At 70.3% G+C, this 16593-nt stretch carries 13 protein-coding genes and 1 tRNA gene; 8 read left to right on the top strand and 6 right to left on the bottom strand.

Going from position 1 to position 16593, the window contains the following annotated elements; translation table 11 throughout:
• Positions 1-103: 103 nt before the first annotated feature.
• Positions 104-1564, bottom strand: a complete 1461-nt coding sequence (locus ACFQW6_RS01090) for a hypothetical protein (protein ID WP_378540340.1) — start codon at positions 1562-1564, stop codon at positions 104-106.
• Positions 1565-1887: 323 nt separating this feature from the next.
• On the opposite strand from ACFQW6_RS01090, the gene ACFQW6_RS01085 reads away from it, so the two are divergent.
• Together ACFQW6_RS01085 and ACFQW6_RS01080 are read left to right on the top strand one after the other, a co-directional pair.
• On the top strand, positions 1888-2697 hold the full coding sequence (locus tag ACFQW6_RS01085; RefSeq protein WP_378540339.1) for a DUF1963 domain-containing protein: 810 nt from the start codon (positions 1888-1890) through the stop codon (positions 2695-2697).
• Positions 2698-2920: 223 nt separating this feature from the next.
• Positions 2921-3334: an ATP-binding protein gene (locus ACFQW6_RS01080; protein WP_378540338.1), complete on the top strand. Its 414-nt coding sequence runs from the start codon at positions 2921-2923 to the stop codon at positions 3332-3334.
• A gap of 357 nt (positions 3335-3691) precedes the next feature.
• Here ACFQW6_RS01080 and ACFQW6_RS01075 read toward each other — a convergent pair whose 3' ends face one another.
• Complete coding sequence (locus ACFQW6_RS01075) at positions 3692-4432, bottom strand: HAD family hydrolase (RefSeq protein ID WP_378540337.1); 741 nt, start codon at positions 4430-4432, stop codon at positions 3692-3694.
• Between the two features lie 271 nt (positions 4433-4703).
• Between ACFQW6_RS01075 and ACFQW6_RS01070 the strand changes: the two genes are divergently transcribed.
• Complete coding sequence (locus ACFQW6_RS01070; RefSeq protein WP_378540336.1) at positions 4704-5090, top strand: hypothetical protein; 387 nt, start codon at positions 4704-4706, stop codon at positions 5088-5090.
• Between the two features lie 191 nt (positions 5091-5281).
• On the opposite strand, the gene ACFQW6_RS01065 is transcribed toward ACFQW6_RS01070, so the two are convergent.
• On the bottom strand, positions 5282-6535 hold the full coding sequence (locus tag ACFQW6_RS01065; RefSeq protein ID WP_378540335.1) for a sulfatase-like hydrolase/transferase: 1254 nt from the start codon (positions 6533-6535) through the stop codon (positions 5282-5284).
• 196 nt (positions 6536-6731) lie between these two features.
• On the opposite strand from ACFQW6_RS01065, the gene ACFQW6_RS01060 reads away from it, so the two are divergent.
• Positions 6732-7844 carry a sugar phosphate isomerase/epimerase family protein gene (locus tag ACFQW6_RS01060; RefSeq protein WP_378540334.1) on the top strand — a complete coding sequence of 371 codons (1113 nt, stop codon included), beginning with the start codon at positions 6732-6734 and terminating at the stop codon, positions 7842-7844.
• A 105-nt stretch (positions 7845-7949) separates the two neighbouring features.
• Positions 7950-11306 carry a PQQ-dependent sugar dehydrogenase gene (locus tag ACFQW6_RS01055; protein WP_378540333.1) on the top strand — a complete coding sequence of 1119 codons (3357 nt, stop codon included), beginning with the start codon at positions 7950-7952 and terminating at the stop codon, positions 11304-11306.
• Between the two features lie 155 nt (positions 11307-11461).
• Here ACFQW6_RS01055 and ACFQW6_RS01050 read toward each other — a convergent pair.
• Together ACFQW6_RS01050 and ACFQW6_RS01045 are read right to left on the bottom strand one after the other, a co-directional pair.
• Positions 11462-11534, bottom strand: a tRNA-Lys gene (locus ACFQW6_RS01050).
• A 65-nt stretch (positions 11535-11599) separates the two neighbouring features.
• A complete protein-coding gene (locus ACFQW6_RS01045; protein WP_378540332.1) occupies positions 11600-13168 on the bottom strand; it encodes a phytoene desaturase family protein in 1569 nt (522 codons plus the stop codon).
• A gap of 201 nt (positions 13169-13369) precedes the next feature.
• Here ACFQW6_RS01045 and ACFQW6_RS01040 point away from each other — a divergent pair, with 201 nt between their 5' ends.
• Positions 13370-14272, top strand: a complete 903-nt coding sequence (locus tag ACFQW6_RS01040) for a universal stress protein (protein WP_378540331.1) — start codon at positions 13370-13372, stop codon at positions 14270-14272.
• 3 nt (positions 14273-14275) lie between these two features.
• Here ACFQW6_RS01040 and ACFQW6_RS01035 read toward each other — a convergent pair whose 3' ends face one another.
• Positions 14276-14455 (bottom strand): hypothetical protein, encoded by a 180-nt coding sequence (locus ACFQW6_RS01035; protein WP_378540330.1) that lies wholly within the window; start codon positions 14453-14455, stop codon positions 14276-14278.
• Between the two features lie 138 nt (positions 14456-14593).
• On the opposite strand from ACFQW6_RS01035, the gene ACFQW6_RS01030 reads away from it, so the two are divergent.
• Both ACFQW6_RS01030 and ACFQW6_RS01025 read left to right on the top strand, forming a co-directional pair.
• Positions 14594-15718 (top strand): aromatic acid exporter family protein, encoded by a 1125-nt coding sequence (locus ACFQW6_RS01030; RefSeq protein ID WP_378540329.1) that lies wholly within the window; start codon positions 14594-14596, stop codon positions 15716-15718.
• A gap of 281 nt (positions 15719-15999) precedes the next feature.
• The gene (locus ACFQW6_RS01025; protein ID WP_378540328.1) at positions 16000-16386 is read left to right on the top strand and encodes a hypothetical protein; all 387 of its coding nucleotides are present in this window, start codon (positions 16000-16002) and stop codon (positions 16384-16386) included.
• Positions 16387-16593 lie beyond the last annotated feature (207 nt).

Genomic DNA, 16593 nt, shown 5'->3' with positions numbered 1-16593 from the left:
CAGTGTCGTCGACGCAGTGCGGCGCGCGGAAGGGAGGTGGATGGATGGACCCGGACGGCAGGTCGGTGTCGGTGAGTGCTGCAGCGCTCGGGGTTCTGCGGGGCTAGGACGAACGCCCCGTCACCGCCGCCACCTCGACGGGCGCGCCTGGGGGTCCGGCGGTCGCCGACCGGTACTCGGGCACGCCCACGCAGGTGAGGAGCAGCCCATCGGTCGGCTCGCCCACCACGTCGGCGAGCTCGCTGTCTGCAAACGTCATGCCGGAGGCTGCGGCGCCCATCGCGTACGCGAGGAGGTGAAGCCGGCCCTCCACGATGCCTGCGCCCAGCTGGGCCTCGCGATAGGCGCGATCGTCGCACGACCCCACGTCGGCGATGCCGATCGTGACGAACGCCGCGTCCTGGGCGAGGCCCTGCTCGAGCGCGAGCACGTAGAGCTCGTCGCGGACGTTGCCGGTCCGCAGCGGGTCGGGCTCTGGCCACCTGTAGATGCCGGGCGCCATCCCGGCGACCGCGTGCACCGCGACCACGTGCGCCACGTCGATTCCGCGCGTCCCGGCGAGCATCGAGGTCCGGAAGGTGTCGAGCGACACGCTCCGGGTCGGGTCGAGGAGCCTGGTAGAGCCGCGCGACCGGATGACCTCGTCCAGAGACGGGCCGTCCACCACTGGAACGCGCACCGGCGGCGCCGAGGGCCACGGCGATCCGAGCGCATCCATGTCACCGGCGCGCTGCGCGGCCGTCACGAGTGGGAACTCGACGGGAGCGGCGTCGACCTGCCCGGGCACGGCGGGGCCGGTCGCGGCGATGGCGGGCGATCCTCCGCCCATCGTCACCAGCGCGACCGGCCACTCGTGGACGCCGTCGGCGCCGACCAGCGTCGTGACGTCGCCGTCGGGGAACCTCGTTATGAGGGCGGGCTCCAACCCGGCCGACGCTGTCGCGGCCAGCAGCTGCGAGAGCATCGTGCCGGCGTCCCAGTAGACGTGGCGGTACCCCCGTTCGCGGTACCTCCAGCCGGTCCGCCAAGGCACGCCCGTGACGACCACGGTGGGCGTCCCGCCGTCCGGCGCCGGACCGATCCGCACGAGCGCGTGCTTCTCCGGGTGGTACCAGTGCACGCCGGCCGGGACGCCGTGGCCGTCCGGCACGGCGACGTACAGCTCCAGCGGGAACCGTCCGCCGGCTGAGCCCGCGCTTCGGAACAGCATGGTGGCGTGCGGCCGGACGATCGTCCGCACGACGCCGGCAGCCAAGTGCAGCACCCGCGCGAGCTGGGGCAGGTCGAGGGTGCCGGGAGCGGTCGCAGCGGTCCCGGCGAGGACCGCGACGGCGGGCGCCGAGGTGGTGGGAAGGTCGCGCGGGAGCGACACCGTGGGGAGGTCGTCCGGATAGCGCTTGTAGAACCAGGGGAAGCGGCCGATGTCGTTCACGACCAGGTCCGCGACCACGCGGGGATCGTCCACGGGCGGCGCCCAGATCAGGTCCGGGTCCGACGCGTCGTACCTGCCGCACGAGGTGATGCGGTGCAGCGCCTGGGTGGCGGTCTCGGCCGAGGGATCCATCGAGCGCCCATCCTCCCAGATGTGGATCGACGGCACGAGGCCCCGACCGGGTGCCGTCCGGTGTGTGAATGGTCGTTCCGCGTCGGCAGTGTTTGCTCGTCTCGGGCAGATCCGGGCGAGCGTAGCCGGCCTCGAGGTGGCAGATCCGGACGGTTCGTCGCAGTGTCGAGGACGCCCGCCAACAAGCTTTGAGTGTGGCCAGGCAGGGAGCGGAAGCGGTGGGGTGAGGCGCGGTAGGCGGAGGCCGGCTCGTCGAGGTCAGCGATCGTTACCCTCGGCGGTCAAACGCGGCGTCAGATGCGCGTCTTGCCATACTGCTCAGCGTGACCGGACGCACCTACGACCAATTGGCTCGCCTCGCCCGCGCTCACCTCGGCGAGGCTCACGCGGCCCGTTGGCTCGGGTTGCTGCGGCCGGCCGTCCAGCTCCGGCACGCGCAGGATGGTGACGACGTCGTTGCGCGACTCGCCGGAACCCCGGCCTTGCCCGATGACGTTCCATGGCCGGAGTGGCCCGGCCACGGTTCGCTCGGGTTCGTCGCTGAGGTCGACCTTGCGGCGCTGGCCCGCGCCGGCCTCGATGCGGGTCTCGCCCTACCTGCTGACGGCAGGTTGCTGGCGTTCTACTTCGACGACCCGGAGGGCACCGGGGCGGTCGTGACCACCGGCGACCCAGACTCGTTTCAGGGCTCCCGCCTGCTGCACGTCAGCCACACCGCCCCGACGACCGACCCGCTCGTCGAGCTCACCGGTGTCCAGGTGCTTACCTGGCCGGACTACGAGCACCCCGTGCTGGAACGCCAGGGCTTCGACGAGCTCCCCGATGCGTTCGTTGACGGCCTTGACGGGCTGCTCGAGGGCGAGCTGGGGGACGCCTGGGGACGCCACCTTGGGGGGTGGGCGAGACCGGTGCAGGGTCCGGTCGAGCTGGAGGTCGCCGAGACCCGCCTTGGCGAAGCGACCTACGACGACGCTCACGAGGCGGAGGCGCTTGGCTGGCGACCGCTCCTGCAGATCGACAGCGACCACGCCGCGGGTCCGAGCTGGGGCGCTGCGGATTGTCTCTATTGGCTGGCGCGCACCGACGGCGCCGCACCACCGCGTGAGTCTGACTTCGCATTCACCTGGCAGTGATGAAAGAGCCTGCCCGGGCGAGCGCGATCACGGTGTCCTTGGGCAACACCGGCGGCGCCAGCCGTGCTGCACTGATATCACCAGATGCGCGCACTGAGCGGGCGCTTCCGCCGCGATCCCTCGGCCGCACCCAGGGCGGCATCCCACACCGCCCACCCCTCGCCATCGCCAGCCGGCGGGCGTAGAGTCGAAGATTCCTCAAGCAACGGGGATACCGCCACCGATGAGCACGATGGACAGCAAGACGATTTGGTCGCACAAGACCAACTTCGAAGCGACCCCGATCAGCGCCTCCGAGGCGCGCGCGTTCGTGTCTCACCACCTCGTGGATCACCGACTGCTGTACCTCGTCGAGTCGGTGCGTCTGGTGGCCAGCGAACTCGCGACCAACGCCTTGGTGCACGCCCAGACGACGTTCAGTGTGACTCTGTCCGGCTCCGACAACGAAGTGGTGCTGACGGTGTGGGATGACTCGCACGCGCTCCCCGAGCGGCGTGCCTCCCAAGTGCTGAATGCTTCGGGCCGTGGCCTCGAGATCGTGGACATCGTCAGCCAAGCCTGGGGAATCAACCAAGATGAGGCCGGATCAAAGGGGGTCTGGGCGTCCTTCGCCCTACGGAAGCCTCGCGAGTTCTAGACCTTTCCGCCTCACCGACGGGACAAGAGGAGACTCAATGCGGAGCACTTTGCCGTCCCCTTTTCATCGGCCAGATCCGCGCAACACGTCGGGGCATGTGCGGACGCCCGCGCCGCGGCAGATCCGATCGATTCTCAGTCCTCGCTGTAGGCGGTGCTCGGGTCAACTTGCTGGAGGAAGGTTCTGATCCTGGCCGTCAAGGCCATGTCGTTCGCATAGGCGGGGTCGTCCATCTTGGCAGCGGCGGCCGCTGGCTGCCCGGGCGAGGTGGAAGCCATTGCGGGCGCACGAGAGAAGCCGTAGCCGGGCTTCAAGGAAACGGAACCGATCGAAGCAGGTCGGAGTTCCTCCCGTCCGTCACCTCAGGAGCGCTGCGAGGTCCGCGACCATGCGGCCCTCGAGGGTCGGCCACGTGGTGAACGCGCCGGCCTCGGGCAGCGGTGCATCGTTCGGCACCGCGATCGTCGCGGCGCCCGACGCGATTGCCGATGCGAGTCCGTTGGGCGAGTCTTCGACCGCCACGCATTGCTCGATGCGTACGCCGAGCAGCTCGGCCGCACGAAGGTACGGCTCGGGGGACGGTTTGGTCTGGGTGACGTCCTCGGACCCGACGACCACGCTGATCGCGCCGTCCGGCGCTTCATCTGCGACCAGTTCCGCCATCTCGTGGGAGGAGGTGGTGGCGATGGCACACGGTACGTCGTGCCGCCGCAACGCTGCGAGCAGCTCGCGCACCCCCGGGCGCCACGGCACGATGTAGCGCAACGAGTCGATGACTGCGCGCTCGAGCGTTGCGACCAGCTCAGCCGACTCCATCTCGACGCCCGCGGCCTGCAATGCCACCGCGGTGTCGTGCATGTCCGCACCCACCAGCGCCAACCCTTGCTCCGTCGACCACGTTCCGGCGTGCTGCTCGACCAGGACGAACTGCTGCGCGACCCAGATCGGCTCACTGTCGATGAGGGTGCCGTCCATGTCCCACAAGACGGCCGCGAGGGTGGTGGTCACGGGCAGATTATGCCGCTGACGACGAGTCGCCGGAGCGTTGCCGGTAGTAGCAAGGAACGAAGCGGACAAGCGGCGGAATGGGGCAGTCATCGCGGCAGACCCGGACGCTCAAGACGTGGCGTATCGTCGCTGGATGGACCCTCGAGAGCGGTTCCATCGCACGGAGCAGGAGACCCTGGTACTGGGCTCGGCACGCGGGCTGGAGAAGATGCACCCGGCCTGGCGACGTCGGGGCGCTGTCCTGCTATCGCTGGCGGTCGGCGTCGTGGTGGGCGCCGGGGCGGTCCTGAGGTGGAACGACCACCATGACGACCGGCCATCCGAGACGCAGCGGGCGGCACGTGCTGCGGCCCACACCCCGGTGAGGCTGGTGCTCGCCGGCGCGTCGTCGGACGCGCCCCGAGACCGCTACGTGTCCATCGACGCCGTGCTGTTGCACAACGGGGGACCGGGCACTGCGACGGTCAAGCGGATCCATCGCCCCGGCACGAGCCTTTCGATCCGCGTTCCTGACCTACCGGTGACGCTGTCCACGAACCATCCCTACGAGCGGGTGCAGGTCCGACTCGCCCCGCGCGACTGTGTGCTGGCGACGGAGTGGACCCCGAGCGCTCGGCCGTTGACCGTCAGCTGGGAGGACGAGCGCGGACACTCTCGATCGGGCACCGGCGGTGATCATGATGCCCATCTCGAGTTGTTCCTCATCCGGCACATGAGTGCTGTTTGTGGTGACCCGTCCGAGAAGTGAGGCGTTCAGCCGATGCCGCGACCACTCAGCTCGGCAACGAGCGTGCCCGCGCTGGGCGTGCCGCCTTCGAGAACGCCGGACCTGACGACCGCACATTCCGATGTGCGGGCAACCCTGCATGGCGACGATCGCTTGGTGGAGCCCGTGCACCCGGGTTGACCGTTCGCATTCTGCCGCCCACCGTCTCGGTGCTACACCTCGCGCGCTCGCAGTTCCTTCCCCCGAGCCTCTCGCAGCGAGGTCAACCGCCGCGACAAGCGGGTCACGTCGGCTTGCTGGCGGCTGTTCAGCTGGTGGGGATCGGACTCCAGGTCGTAGAGCTCCCACTCGTCGCGCTCGTAGTGCTCGATGTAGGCCGTGGACCCTTCCCGCAGCATCGCCCACTCCAGATCAGGGTTCTCGACCAGCAGGCGGCGTCGCCAGCGCCCCCAGTCGCCGGTGCGCAGCGGCTGCAGCATCGAGCGCCCCGAGAGGTCGCGTCCGGCGTCGGGATCCAGACCGGCGATGTCGAGGGTGGTCGGCATCAGGTCGACCTGGGAGACGAGGGCGCTGCGCCTGCCGGGCTCGACGCCGGGTCCGCGGACGACGTACGGGATCCCGCTGGACTCCTCGTAGGGCTGCTCCTTGTGGAAGAGGCGGTGCTCGCCGAGCAGGTAGCCGTTGTCGGAGACGAGGAAGATCCAGGTCCGCTTGAGCTGTCCCGTCTTGCGCAGCACCGCGAGCAGTCGGCCGATCTGGTCGTCGAGGTCCTGGAGCTCCTCGAGCTTGCCCTCGAGCACTCGCCGCATCTCCGCACGGTCCTGCGGCGGCAGGTCACGCATCCAGGTCGGCTTGTCGGACATGTCGGCCTCGTTGAGAGCGGGCGGGTCCCACGGCACGTCGTCGAAGTCGTGACGGTGCTTCTCCGTCGGCGTGTACGGGGCGTGCGGCGCCGTCGGCCCCCACACCGCGAACCACGGTCCGGTGTCCCGGTGGCGCCTGACGAAGCGCCGCAGGCGCCGGAACGCGAACCGCTCCACCGCCTGGCGGCTCTCGAGCTCACGCAGCCTGCCGTCCACGTTGACCGTTTCCCGGTCACCCACAGAGGAGCCCACCCAGCGACCCCACCCGGGGGCGACATACGTGGCGTCGCGGGCCATGCCGTTCATGTACTTGCCGAAGTAGCCCGTGTCGTACCCCGCGGCCCGCATGCGCGTAGCGACAGTGTCCCGATCGTGGCGCTGAGCGACGAACCTGGCGTGGGTCGCGTTGGTGAAGCAGCCGTGGTCGTGGGGGTAGCGACTCGTCAGGATCGAAGCGCGTGCGGGCCCGCACAGCGGAACCGCGGCATATCCGCGACTGAACTCCACGCCCTTGCGTACGAGTCGCTTTCGCGTCTTCGGCATCCTGCTCAGCGTCCACCGCATCTGGTCGTCAGTGATGATCCAGAGCACGTTGTCCACCATCTCCACGAGCCTACGGCGAGACCAGGTGTGTGTCCGCGTTGTCCGCGACGGGCTGCTGGACCGATCTTGACGAACTTTTGTCGGTGCATGGACAAAAGGTTGACGAATGGCGACGTTCTTTCGTACGTTCGTCGGGCAGGTCGTGTGATCCACGCCACACTCCGTTTCCCCCCGACGTTCGACCCCGAGGAGCACCATGAGCACCCCTGACATCAACTCGACCGAGACACCCGCGCTCGTCCGGAGGCTCGGCCTCAGCAGGCGCCAGCTCATGGCAGCCACGACCGGCCTCGCCGCCGCCTCGGTGGCCGGCCCACTGACCTCCTCGGCCGCCGCCGCCCCCGACGGCGCCCTGATCCCGAGGGGCAAGCTCGGCATCATCCTCTACACCGTGCGCGACGCCATCAGCCGCGACCCCAACACCACCGACCTCGCCTCAGGCTTCAAGGAGGTCTTCGCGGAGCTGGCGCGGATCGGCTACAAGCAGATCGAGTTCGCCGGCTACACCCAGAACATCAACGCCGAAGGTGGACGCACTCCGGCTCCTGAGGTGCTCAAGCAGTGGCTCGACGACAACGGGCTGGAGGCTGAAGGCAACCACGGCAGCATCCCGAGCACCATCACCGACGCCACCCTGGCGAGCTTCGACGCTGCCTGTGAGGCGGCCAACATCCTGGGCATGGGTCACATCGGTACGGGTAGCGACCCGACCGGCTCGGCCCACCTGGCCGACTGGCAGGCTGCGGCCGAGCGATGGAACATCCTCGGGGAGCGGGCGATGAACATGCACGGGCTGAAGCTCTACACCCACAACCACTCGCCGGCGTACAGCTTCCTGCTCGACAGCGGGCCGCTGGACGAGTTCGGGCGTCCGACTCGCTCGTCGGGCATCCGTCGCCTGGAGTGGTTCCTCGACAACACCGACTCGCGCTACGTCTTCCTGGAGATGGACATCTACTGGGCCCACGTGGCGCAGTACCAGCACCACACCTACACCGCACCCGACGGCTCGTCGGTGCATGACATCTTCGACCCGCTGGCCACGGTCAACACCTACGGCCCCAAGCGCTACCCGCTGTTCCACGCCAAGGACGGCGCCTCGCGGCCGGGCACCTCCAACGGCTACGAGATCGTGCCCTTCGGCGCCGGTGACATCGACTACACGGCCTTCCTCGGCGGAGTCGGCGCCAAGGGTTACCACAACCCGATGTGGGAGCAGGACAACGCCGGCGGCGGCGCCGCGAACCCCGGTCAGTCGCTGGCCTACGCCCAGTACAGCTACGACAACCTGTCGAACCTGCGCGGCTGACCTCCGGCCTCCACCACCACAGAGCCCGGGGCGCACTCGGCGGCTGTTGCACCAGCCGCCGCGCCCCGGGCTCGCACGCCCTCCCTCGGAAAGCAGGACGGACACATGAAAACTACCCGCTCCACCACACGCCGACTGGCGTCCGCCGTCGCCACCATCGCACTGGGACTCAGCGCCCTGTCCGCCGTCCCAGCGCCGGCTGCTGCCCACGACGGTGTCGACCACGGCACCGAACCGGGGGCCGCGGAGGCCCTCGACTGGTCCAACTACGAGAAGGTCACGCTCACCAAGAACACCGGCGAGCCCGTCGACATGGCCGTGCTCCCTGATCGCCGGGTGCTGCACACCGCGCGCAACGGCGACCTTCGCCTCACCGACCCCGACGCCGGCACGACGCGCGTCGTGAACACGATCCCGGTCTACAACAACTCCGAGGACGGCCTCCAGACCGTCACCCTGGACCCCGACTTCGCGACCAACCAGTGGGTCTACCTCTACTACGCGCCGCGGACGATGACCGCGCCCTACCCCACGACCACCCCCGCCGGCTCGGCCCCCAACACGCTGCCTGCCGGTGCGGACGAGTCCTACTGGGACCAGTGGAAGGGCTACAACCAGCTCACCCGGGTGAAGTGGGACGAGCAGACGGACTCCCTCGACCTGAGCACCGAGCAGGTCATCCTCAAGGTCGAGGTCCAGCGCGGCCAGTGCTGTCACGTGGCGGGAGACGTGGACTTCGACGACGCCGGCAACCTCTACCTCGCGACCGGCGACAACACGCCCGCGAGCGCACCAGGCGCGAACGGGTTCGCGCCGAACAACGATGCGCCCGGGATGAACCCGGGCTTCGACTCGCGCCGCGGCGCGGGCAACACCAACGACCTGCGCGGGAAGATCCTCCGGATCAGCGTCCAGCAGGACGGCACCTACACGATCCCCGACGGCAATCTCTTCGCCCCGGGCACGGCCCGGACCCGGCCCGAGATCTTCGCGATGGGGCTGCGCAACCCGTTCCGCATCGACGTCGACCCGGAGACCGGCTCGGTGAGCTGGGGTGACTACGGCCCCGACGCCGGCGCCCCCAACCCCGACCGCGGCCCGCTCGGCTACGTCGAGTGGCAGACGACCGCGATCGACGAGCCGCTCAACGCCGGCTGGCCGTACTGCACGGGCGACCAGTTCAACTACAACGAGTGGAACTTCGCCACGTCCACCCCCGGACCGTTCTTCGACTGCGCGGCGGGCGCGGAGAACAACTCGCGGTGGAACACCGGGCTGGACGTCGTCCCACCCGCGGTCCCGGCGACCCTCTACTACGGGGACAACAACACCCACCAGCCGTGGCCCGAGCTGACCGACTTCTCTCCCGCGGGTGGGCAGGGCCCGATGGGCGGCCCCGTCTACCACTTCGACGAGCTGAACCCGTCAGCCACCAAGTTCCCCGCCTACTGGGACGACAAGGCGTTCTTCGGTGAGTTCTCGCAGGACTACCTGGCGGCATTCACCCTCGACTGGCCAGCCGGTCCGGTCACCCACATCGAGCACTTCCTGCCGAACGCCGCCCTCGAGACCAACGGCATGCCGATCACCGACAGCCCGATGGACCTCGAGTTCGGCCCGGACGGGTCGCTCTACGTCCTCGACTACGGTGACGGCTTCTTCCGCGCCAACCCGGACGCCGGGCTCTACCGGATCGACTACAGCCCCGGCAACAAGGCCCCGCGGGCAGTGATCGAGGCTGATCCCGTCTCGAGCAGCTCGGCGCCCCTCACGGTCGACTTCGACGGTGGCTCCTCGCTCGACCCGGAGGACGGTCCGTTGACCTACGAGTGGGACTTCGACGGCAACGGGACCTTCGACGCCACCGGGGTGACCGCGACGCACACCTACACCACGCTCGGGGCCTACACGGCCCGGCTGCGTGTGACCGACGCGGAAGGGCGCCGGGGTCTGACCTCGACCACCATCAGCGTCGGCAACGTGGCACCCACCGTCACCATCGACCAGCCGGCCGACGGGTCCTTCTTCGACTGGGGCCAGGCCGTCCCGTTCCGGGTCAGCACGTCGGACCCCGAGGACGGCGCCCAGACGGTCTGCTCCCGGGTGACCTGGACCTTCGGGCTGGGGCACGACGCGCACGCCCACCCGCTGAGCCAGGGCACGGGATGCCAGTTCGCCATCCCGACCCCGGCCGACGCCACCCAGCACGGCGAGACCGAGAACATCTTCGGTGTCGTGGTGATCACCTACACCGACGCCGGCGCGAACGGCGTGCCGGCGGCCACCACCACGGAGCAGCTGGTCCTCAACCCGAAGCCGCAGGAGGCCGAGTGGGCCGACTCGTCCTCCGGGGTGGCGATCGAGGGTGACGCGACGGCGAGTGGCCTCAGCAAGGTCACCTCGTTCGACGCCGGCGACTGGCTCGCGTGGGACCCGGTCAACTTCGAGGGCATCGAATCGGTCCGGGTCCGCGCGAGCGGGTCCGGCACGCTGTCCCTGCGGTGGGGCGCGCCCGACGGGCCTGCGTTCGCCGAGGTGGCAGTGGACTCCGCCGGCTGGGCCGAGACCCCCGGGAGCCTGGCCGACGCTCCGAAGGGCACCGGGAAGCTCTACGTCACGTCCACCGGGGGCGTCGTGGTCGACCGGCTCACCTTCGTCGGTGCGGGGGTGGCCGACACGGTTCCGCCCACGGTCGCGGCGACGCTCGAGCCGGCGCAGCCCAACGGTGCGAGCGGCTGGTGGACGTCGAACGTCGTCGCCATCATCACGGCCACCGACAACGGCACCGTGTCGTCACGCCAGTACTCGATCAACGGTGGCCAGACGTGGACCAACGTGCCCAACAACGGCCGGGTCACCATCTCGGCCGAGGGCACGACCACGCTTCTCTACCGGGCGACCGACAACGGCGGGAACGTCTCGTCGGTCGGCTCGACGACCATCAAGATCGACAAGACCGACCCGGTCATCTCGATCGCCGGTGTCACTGCCGCGCAGAGCGTCGCCAACACCGGGGACGTGACGTGGACGACGACGGACGCCGTCTCCGGGATCGCGTCGGTGGCGGTCACGGTCGACGGCGCCACCGTGCCGTCGGGTCAGCCGCTGGAGCTGTGGCGGCTCTCGCTGGGCAGCCACACGGTGGTGGTCACGGCGACCGACGTCGCCGGCCGTTCGAGCAGCTCGACGCTGACGTTCACGACCACCACGTCGCTGCCGACGCTCACCACCCTCGTGGGCGAGCTGGCCGACGACGGGTTGGTGTCGGCCGCCGGTGAGTCCCGGCTGGCGAAGCGCCTCGACCAGGCCAGGAAGCAGCTGGCCGCCGGCCGTCGCGCGCCCGCCATCTCACAGCTGCGCGAGTTCATCACGCTGGCCTCCGACCCGGTCAACGTGCCGGACGCCGCCGCCCGCGCCGCGCTGGTCCGCGACGCCCAGGCGGTGATCGACCAGCTGACCTGACCGAGCTCGTCACCAGCCCCGGCGACCCGCCCCACCTCGTGTGTATCTCGCAGGTGGGGCGGGTGAGCCGGAGGCGAGACGGCCACTTCTGAGGCACCTCGCCGACAACGAGACAGCCCCTGACCTGCGTTTCCGCTGGTCAGGGGCTGTATCGGTACGCCATCAGGGACTCGAACCCCGAACCCGCTGATTAAGAGTCAGCTGCTCTGCCAATTGAGCTAATGGCGCAGGCGGTGAAGCGAGTAGAACTCTACAGCGTCGTGATCGGCAGGCGAAATCGAGGTGGCCCCTGCTCAGAGGTCGGCGAGCACGGCCTGCGCCGCGTTGTGGCCGCCGAGGCCGGAGACCGCCCCACCGCGTCGCGCTCCCGAGCCGCAGAGGAGCACGGAGTCGTCCCCGGTCTGCACACCCCACTGCTGGGCAGGGGTCTCGAGCCGGGACCGGTTCGGGGCCCACGGCCAGTCGAGGTCACCGTGGAAGATGTGGCCACCCGGCATCGCCAGGTCCTTCTCGACGTCCTGCGGGATCTTGGCCTCGATGCACGGCCGACCGTCGGCGTCGGTGGCGAGGCAGTCGACGAGAGGCTCGGCCAGCACCGCGTCGAGCGAGGCGAGCGCACGCTGCACCGCGACGTCCTTGGCGCCCGGGTCGGCGTCGAAGAGCCAGGCCGGTGTGTGCAGGCCGAAGTAGGTCAGCGTGTGGGCCGAGCCCGCTCGGTCGCCGAGGATCGAGGGGTCGCTGAGGCTGTGGCAGTAGACCTCTCCCGGCAAGGGGTCCGGCACCGAGCCGCCGGCCGCGGCGGCGTACGCCCGCTCGATGGTCGAGTAGTCCTCGGCGAGGTGGAGGGTCCCGGCGAAGGCGACGGCAGGGTCGACGCCCGACCGCAGGGCCGGCAGCCGGTCGAGCAAGAAGTTGATCTTGAGCTGCGAGCCGGCGGGCTTGGTGTCGGGGTCCTCGCCCTCGCCGAGCAGGATCCGGAGCACCCAGGGTGCGACGCCGGACAGCACGCGGCGGCCCGTCACCGAGTGCTGCCGCTCGCCGTCGTGCCACGCGACCTCGGCACCGTCGGGGCCGGGCGTGATGGAACCGACGCCCGCGCCGGTGATGATCTCGGCCCCCGCGTCGACGGCGGCCCGCGCGAGCGCGTCGGTGAGCGCTCCCATGCCGCCGATCGGCACCCGCCACTCGCCGGTGCCGTTGCCGATCAGGTGGTAGAGGAAGCACCGGTTCTGCACGAGCGAGGGGTCGTCCATCGAGGCGAAGGTGCCGATGAGCGCGTCGGTGGCGACGACGCCGCGCACCGTGTCGTCGGCGAAGCGCCGGGTGATCGCACGGCCCAGCGGCTCCTCGACCACGTCGGTCCAGATGCGCTCGTCGACCAGGGCGCGGACGTCGCGCTCGAGGGGGAGCGGCCGCATCAGCGTCGGTGCCACGGCCTCGGCCAGCCGGCCGACCTCGCCGTAGAACGCCTCCCAGGCGGCGTACTCCTCCTCGCCCCCCGTGAGGTCGAGGAACGACGCACGCGTCGCCTCGCCCTCGGGCCGCTCGACCAGCAGGCCGCCGGAGCGCTCGCCGCGCGTCCAGGGCGTGTACGACGCTGTGGTGCGCGACGCGAGCCGGACGTCGAGGTCCAGGTCGGCCATCAGCTGCTCCGGCATCAGGCTGACGAGGTAGGAGTAGCGCGAGAGCCGGGCGGGCTGCCCGGCGAACGGCTCCACCGACACCGCGGCCCCGCCAGTGTGGTGGAGACGCTCGAGCACCACCACCGAGAGCCCGGCGCGGGCGAGGTAGGCGGCGCTCACGAGGGCGTTGTGCCCGCCGCCGACGACCACCACGTCATAGCTGTCCCTGGCCGCGTCCACCGATCCAACGTAGACCCTCGACCGGGTCATCCCGGGTGCGACACCGACGTCACCGCCGGAACGTGTCGTTCGGCACGCGACACCGTGGCCGGGCACGGCCCAGAGCAGGGCCCTTTGCCGTGCCCCGCGGGTCCAACGGCCCTTCGTACGGCGCCGCCATCGGCGAAGAGTGGAGGCACAGGACCAGCCGAGGAGGACGCCATGACCGAGCAGCGCACCACCGCACACGAACCCCGGATCGTTGTCGGGGTCGGACCCGAGCAGGTGGAGTCGGCGCTCGCCTTCGCGGCCGCCGAGGCTGTGCGCGCCGGGTGCGGGCTGCACCTGGTGCAGGCCGTCGACCTGACCCCGATGGCGGCCGACCCCGCCCTGTTGCCGGCCGTCGACATGGAGGCGTGGGGCGCCGTGCAGCTCGCCGAGGCGGTCAAGATCGCCGACGAGCTGGTCGACGGCGCGGTGCCCGTCACCCACGAGCTCGTCCGTGGAACGCCGGTGGGCGTGCTCGTCGACGTCGGTCGGACAGCGCGGATGGTCGTGCTGGAGCACCGGCACCTGTCCCGGCTGTCGCGGATCGTGAACCGCACGGTGGCGGGCGGCGTGGCCGCGCACCTGCGGGTGCCCGTGGTCGCCGTGCCGAGCGGGTGGCGGCCCGACGGGGAGCCGCGGGTCGTCGTTGCCGGCGTCGACGTGCCCGAGCGGGCGGACGAAGTGCTGCGGGCGGCACTCGCTGAGGCGCACGCGCGGGGTGCCCGGCTGCGGCTCGTCCACTCGTGGTCGCTCCCGACGGCCTACGAGGACACGTTCACGGCGGACGAGGTCCGAGGGTGGTCGGCCAGCGCCCATGCGGAGGTCTGCGCCGCGCTCGACCGGGTCGGCGACCTGAGCGCCGCCACGGACGCCGACGTGCGGGTCGAGCGGGGCCGGGCCTCCGAGGTGCTGGTGCAGGCCTCCGCCGGCGCCGAGCTGCTGGTGATCGGCCGCCACGACCCGCTCGTCCCGATCGGCTCGCACATCGGCCCGGTCGCCCGCGCCGTGCTCAGGGAGGCCACGTGCCCGGTGCTGCTCGCGACGCCGCGACCGCACCGCGCGGCGTACCACCCGTGAGGGTCAGCGGCACAGGAGCCGGGAGAGGAGGCCGCGGCGGGCGCCGCTGGCCTCCTTCTCGGCCGTGTGCTGGCCGTTGCACCAGTCCTCGGCCGGGACGGCTGCCCTGACCTGGCCGACGTGCTGGCTGCAGCCGGCCCAGGTGGTCTTGCCACAGGTCCTGCATCGAGCCGGTCGACACATGGGGGAGCTCCTTCACGCGAGGGTCTGCGACCCTAGCGGGCCGCCCCGCCGGTGCGATCATCGCCGGACCCTCCCTGGGGATGCTTGCACCTCCTCCCGACGTCCGTAGTGTCGATCGCTGAGGGAGAGGAGCACGGCATGGGTGCGAACGTGTGGGAGAGGTGGAGGGAGCGCGTCGACGACCGGCTCGGTGACCCGATCTGGTGGAACGACGTCCTGCAGCTGGCCAAGACGGTGCTGGCGGCCGTCGCGGCGTGGGTCATCGCGGCGAGCGTGCTGGACCTGGCGCAGCCCTTCCTCGCGCCGTGGGCGGCCCTCCTCGTGGTGCACGCCACGGTCTACCGCACCTTCTCCAAGGGCATGCAGCAGGTCGCTGCGACCGTCGTCGCGGTGCTGCTCGCCACGGTGGTGGGGGAGACCCTCGGCCTCAGCACGTGGGCGATCACGCTGCTGCTGGTGGTGGCCCTGGTGCTGGGCGCCGTGCCGTGGCTGGGCGCGGAGGCCACCACCATCGCGACCACCGGACTGGTCGTGCTCACCACCGGCTTCGAGGACGACGTCATGCTGGTCGCGCGGCTCCTCGACACCGCGATCGGCGTCGCTGTCGGACTGATCGTCAACGTCCTCGTGTGGCCGCCGCTGCGCCGGCACACGGCGGCCAAGGCCCTCGACCGTGTCGACGACGGCATCGGCGAGCTGCTGGCGGACATGGCCGGCGGCCTCGGCGACGGCTGCGACGACGAGGCCATCACGGGGTGGGTCGACCGCACCCGTGACCTCGACGGCGACCTCGACCAGGCCTGGGCGCTCGTGCGGCAGGCCGAGGAGAGCGCCCGGATGAACCCCCGTCGCTCGGCCCGGGTGATGAAGAACCCCCGTGAGTGGCACGAGCTGCTGCGGCGCATGGAGCAGGCCGTCGCCGAGACCCGGAGCCTGGGACGCACGCTCGGCGGTCAGCAGGCGCACCGCGAGACATGGGGCGAGTCCTTCGCGGAGCCGTGGATCTCGATGCTCGGCGACACGGGGCGTGCGACCAGCGCCGCCGACCCCGACGCGCTGCTCGACGTACGCCGCCGGCTCGAGGTGTTCACCGAGGAGCTGCGGTCGACCGAGCGCTCGCCGGAGTGGCCTATCTACGGAGCGCTGATCATCAACCTGCGCAACATCATCGACGCCATGGACCGGGTCGCGGCGGCGAACCCGATCGGGGGCTCGCGGGTGCCGATCCGGGTGCCGGTGCGGCGCGCCGCCGGTCGCGCCTGACTCCGTCGGCGCACCCGCCGCCATGTCGGTGCGCGCCCGGAACGGACCGAGCCCCTGACCGCGTCTCTGCGGTCAGGGGCTCGGTCGGACTGGGGTGAGTAACGGGACTTGAACCCGCCATCGAGCCGGTCCTGGCCGCGTGGCCAGGAGTCACGCAATCTACCTGCGGTTCCAAGCGGTCGTCAGTGGTTCTAAGCATCCCGAGGCGGCGCTGGGTGGTTCGTTTGCCCCCCAATCTGCCCCCCATTGCGCCCGTTCGGGACCTCCGGACGATCCACGGCATGACCTCCATCGACGACGACTTCAAGACCCTTCGCCGCTACTCCCGACAGGAGGCAGCAGCGATCCTCAAGGTGAAGGACTCCTGGCTCAAGAAGTGGGTCTGGAAGCACCTTGTGCCCCACCAGCGCAGCGGCGCGCCCGGGCCCCACCAGCGAGGTGTCTGGTTCACCTACGACGACATCCTCGCCACCGGCGCGCTGATGCCCAGCCTCATGTCCGGTCGTCAGGCCAACAGCCGCGCCGAAGCCCCCGTCATGACAACCGAGCCGACCGAGGGTGAGCACGCTGAAGAACCGGACGCCCTTGTCGTGCAGGCCATCATCAGGGACGTCGCCGATGACGAGCTTGCTCGATACCGCGAGCTCGCATCTCTGCGGCGTGTGTGATCACACGCAGTCGTGTCGAAGTCTCCACAGCCAGCGGCTGAACCGCCGCGTCTGCGCAGGGCGCTGCACTTCTGAACAGCGGTCGCCACGATGGTCGTCCCTTGCAGCAACGCAAAATGAGGGCCGCCTACAAGGCGGCTCAGCGTGCGGCAGAACGAAGTCACTCGATTGCGACTGAGGAGCGCATTCCTCCCGTTCGTACTTATT

Source organism: Nocardioides sp. GCM10028917 (assembly GCF_042666175.1).
Taxonomy (GTDB): domain Bacteria; phylum Actinomycetota; class Actinomycetes; order Propionibacteriales; family Nocardioidaceae; genus Nocardioides.
This window is presented reverse-complemented; position numbering and strand designations above follow the sequence as displayed.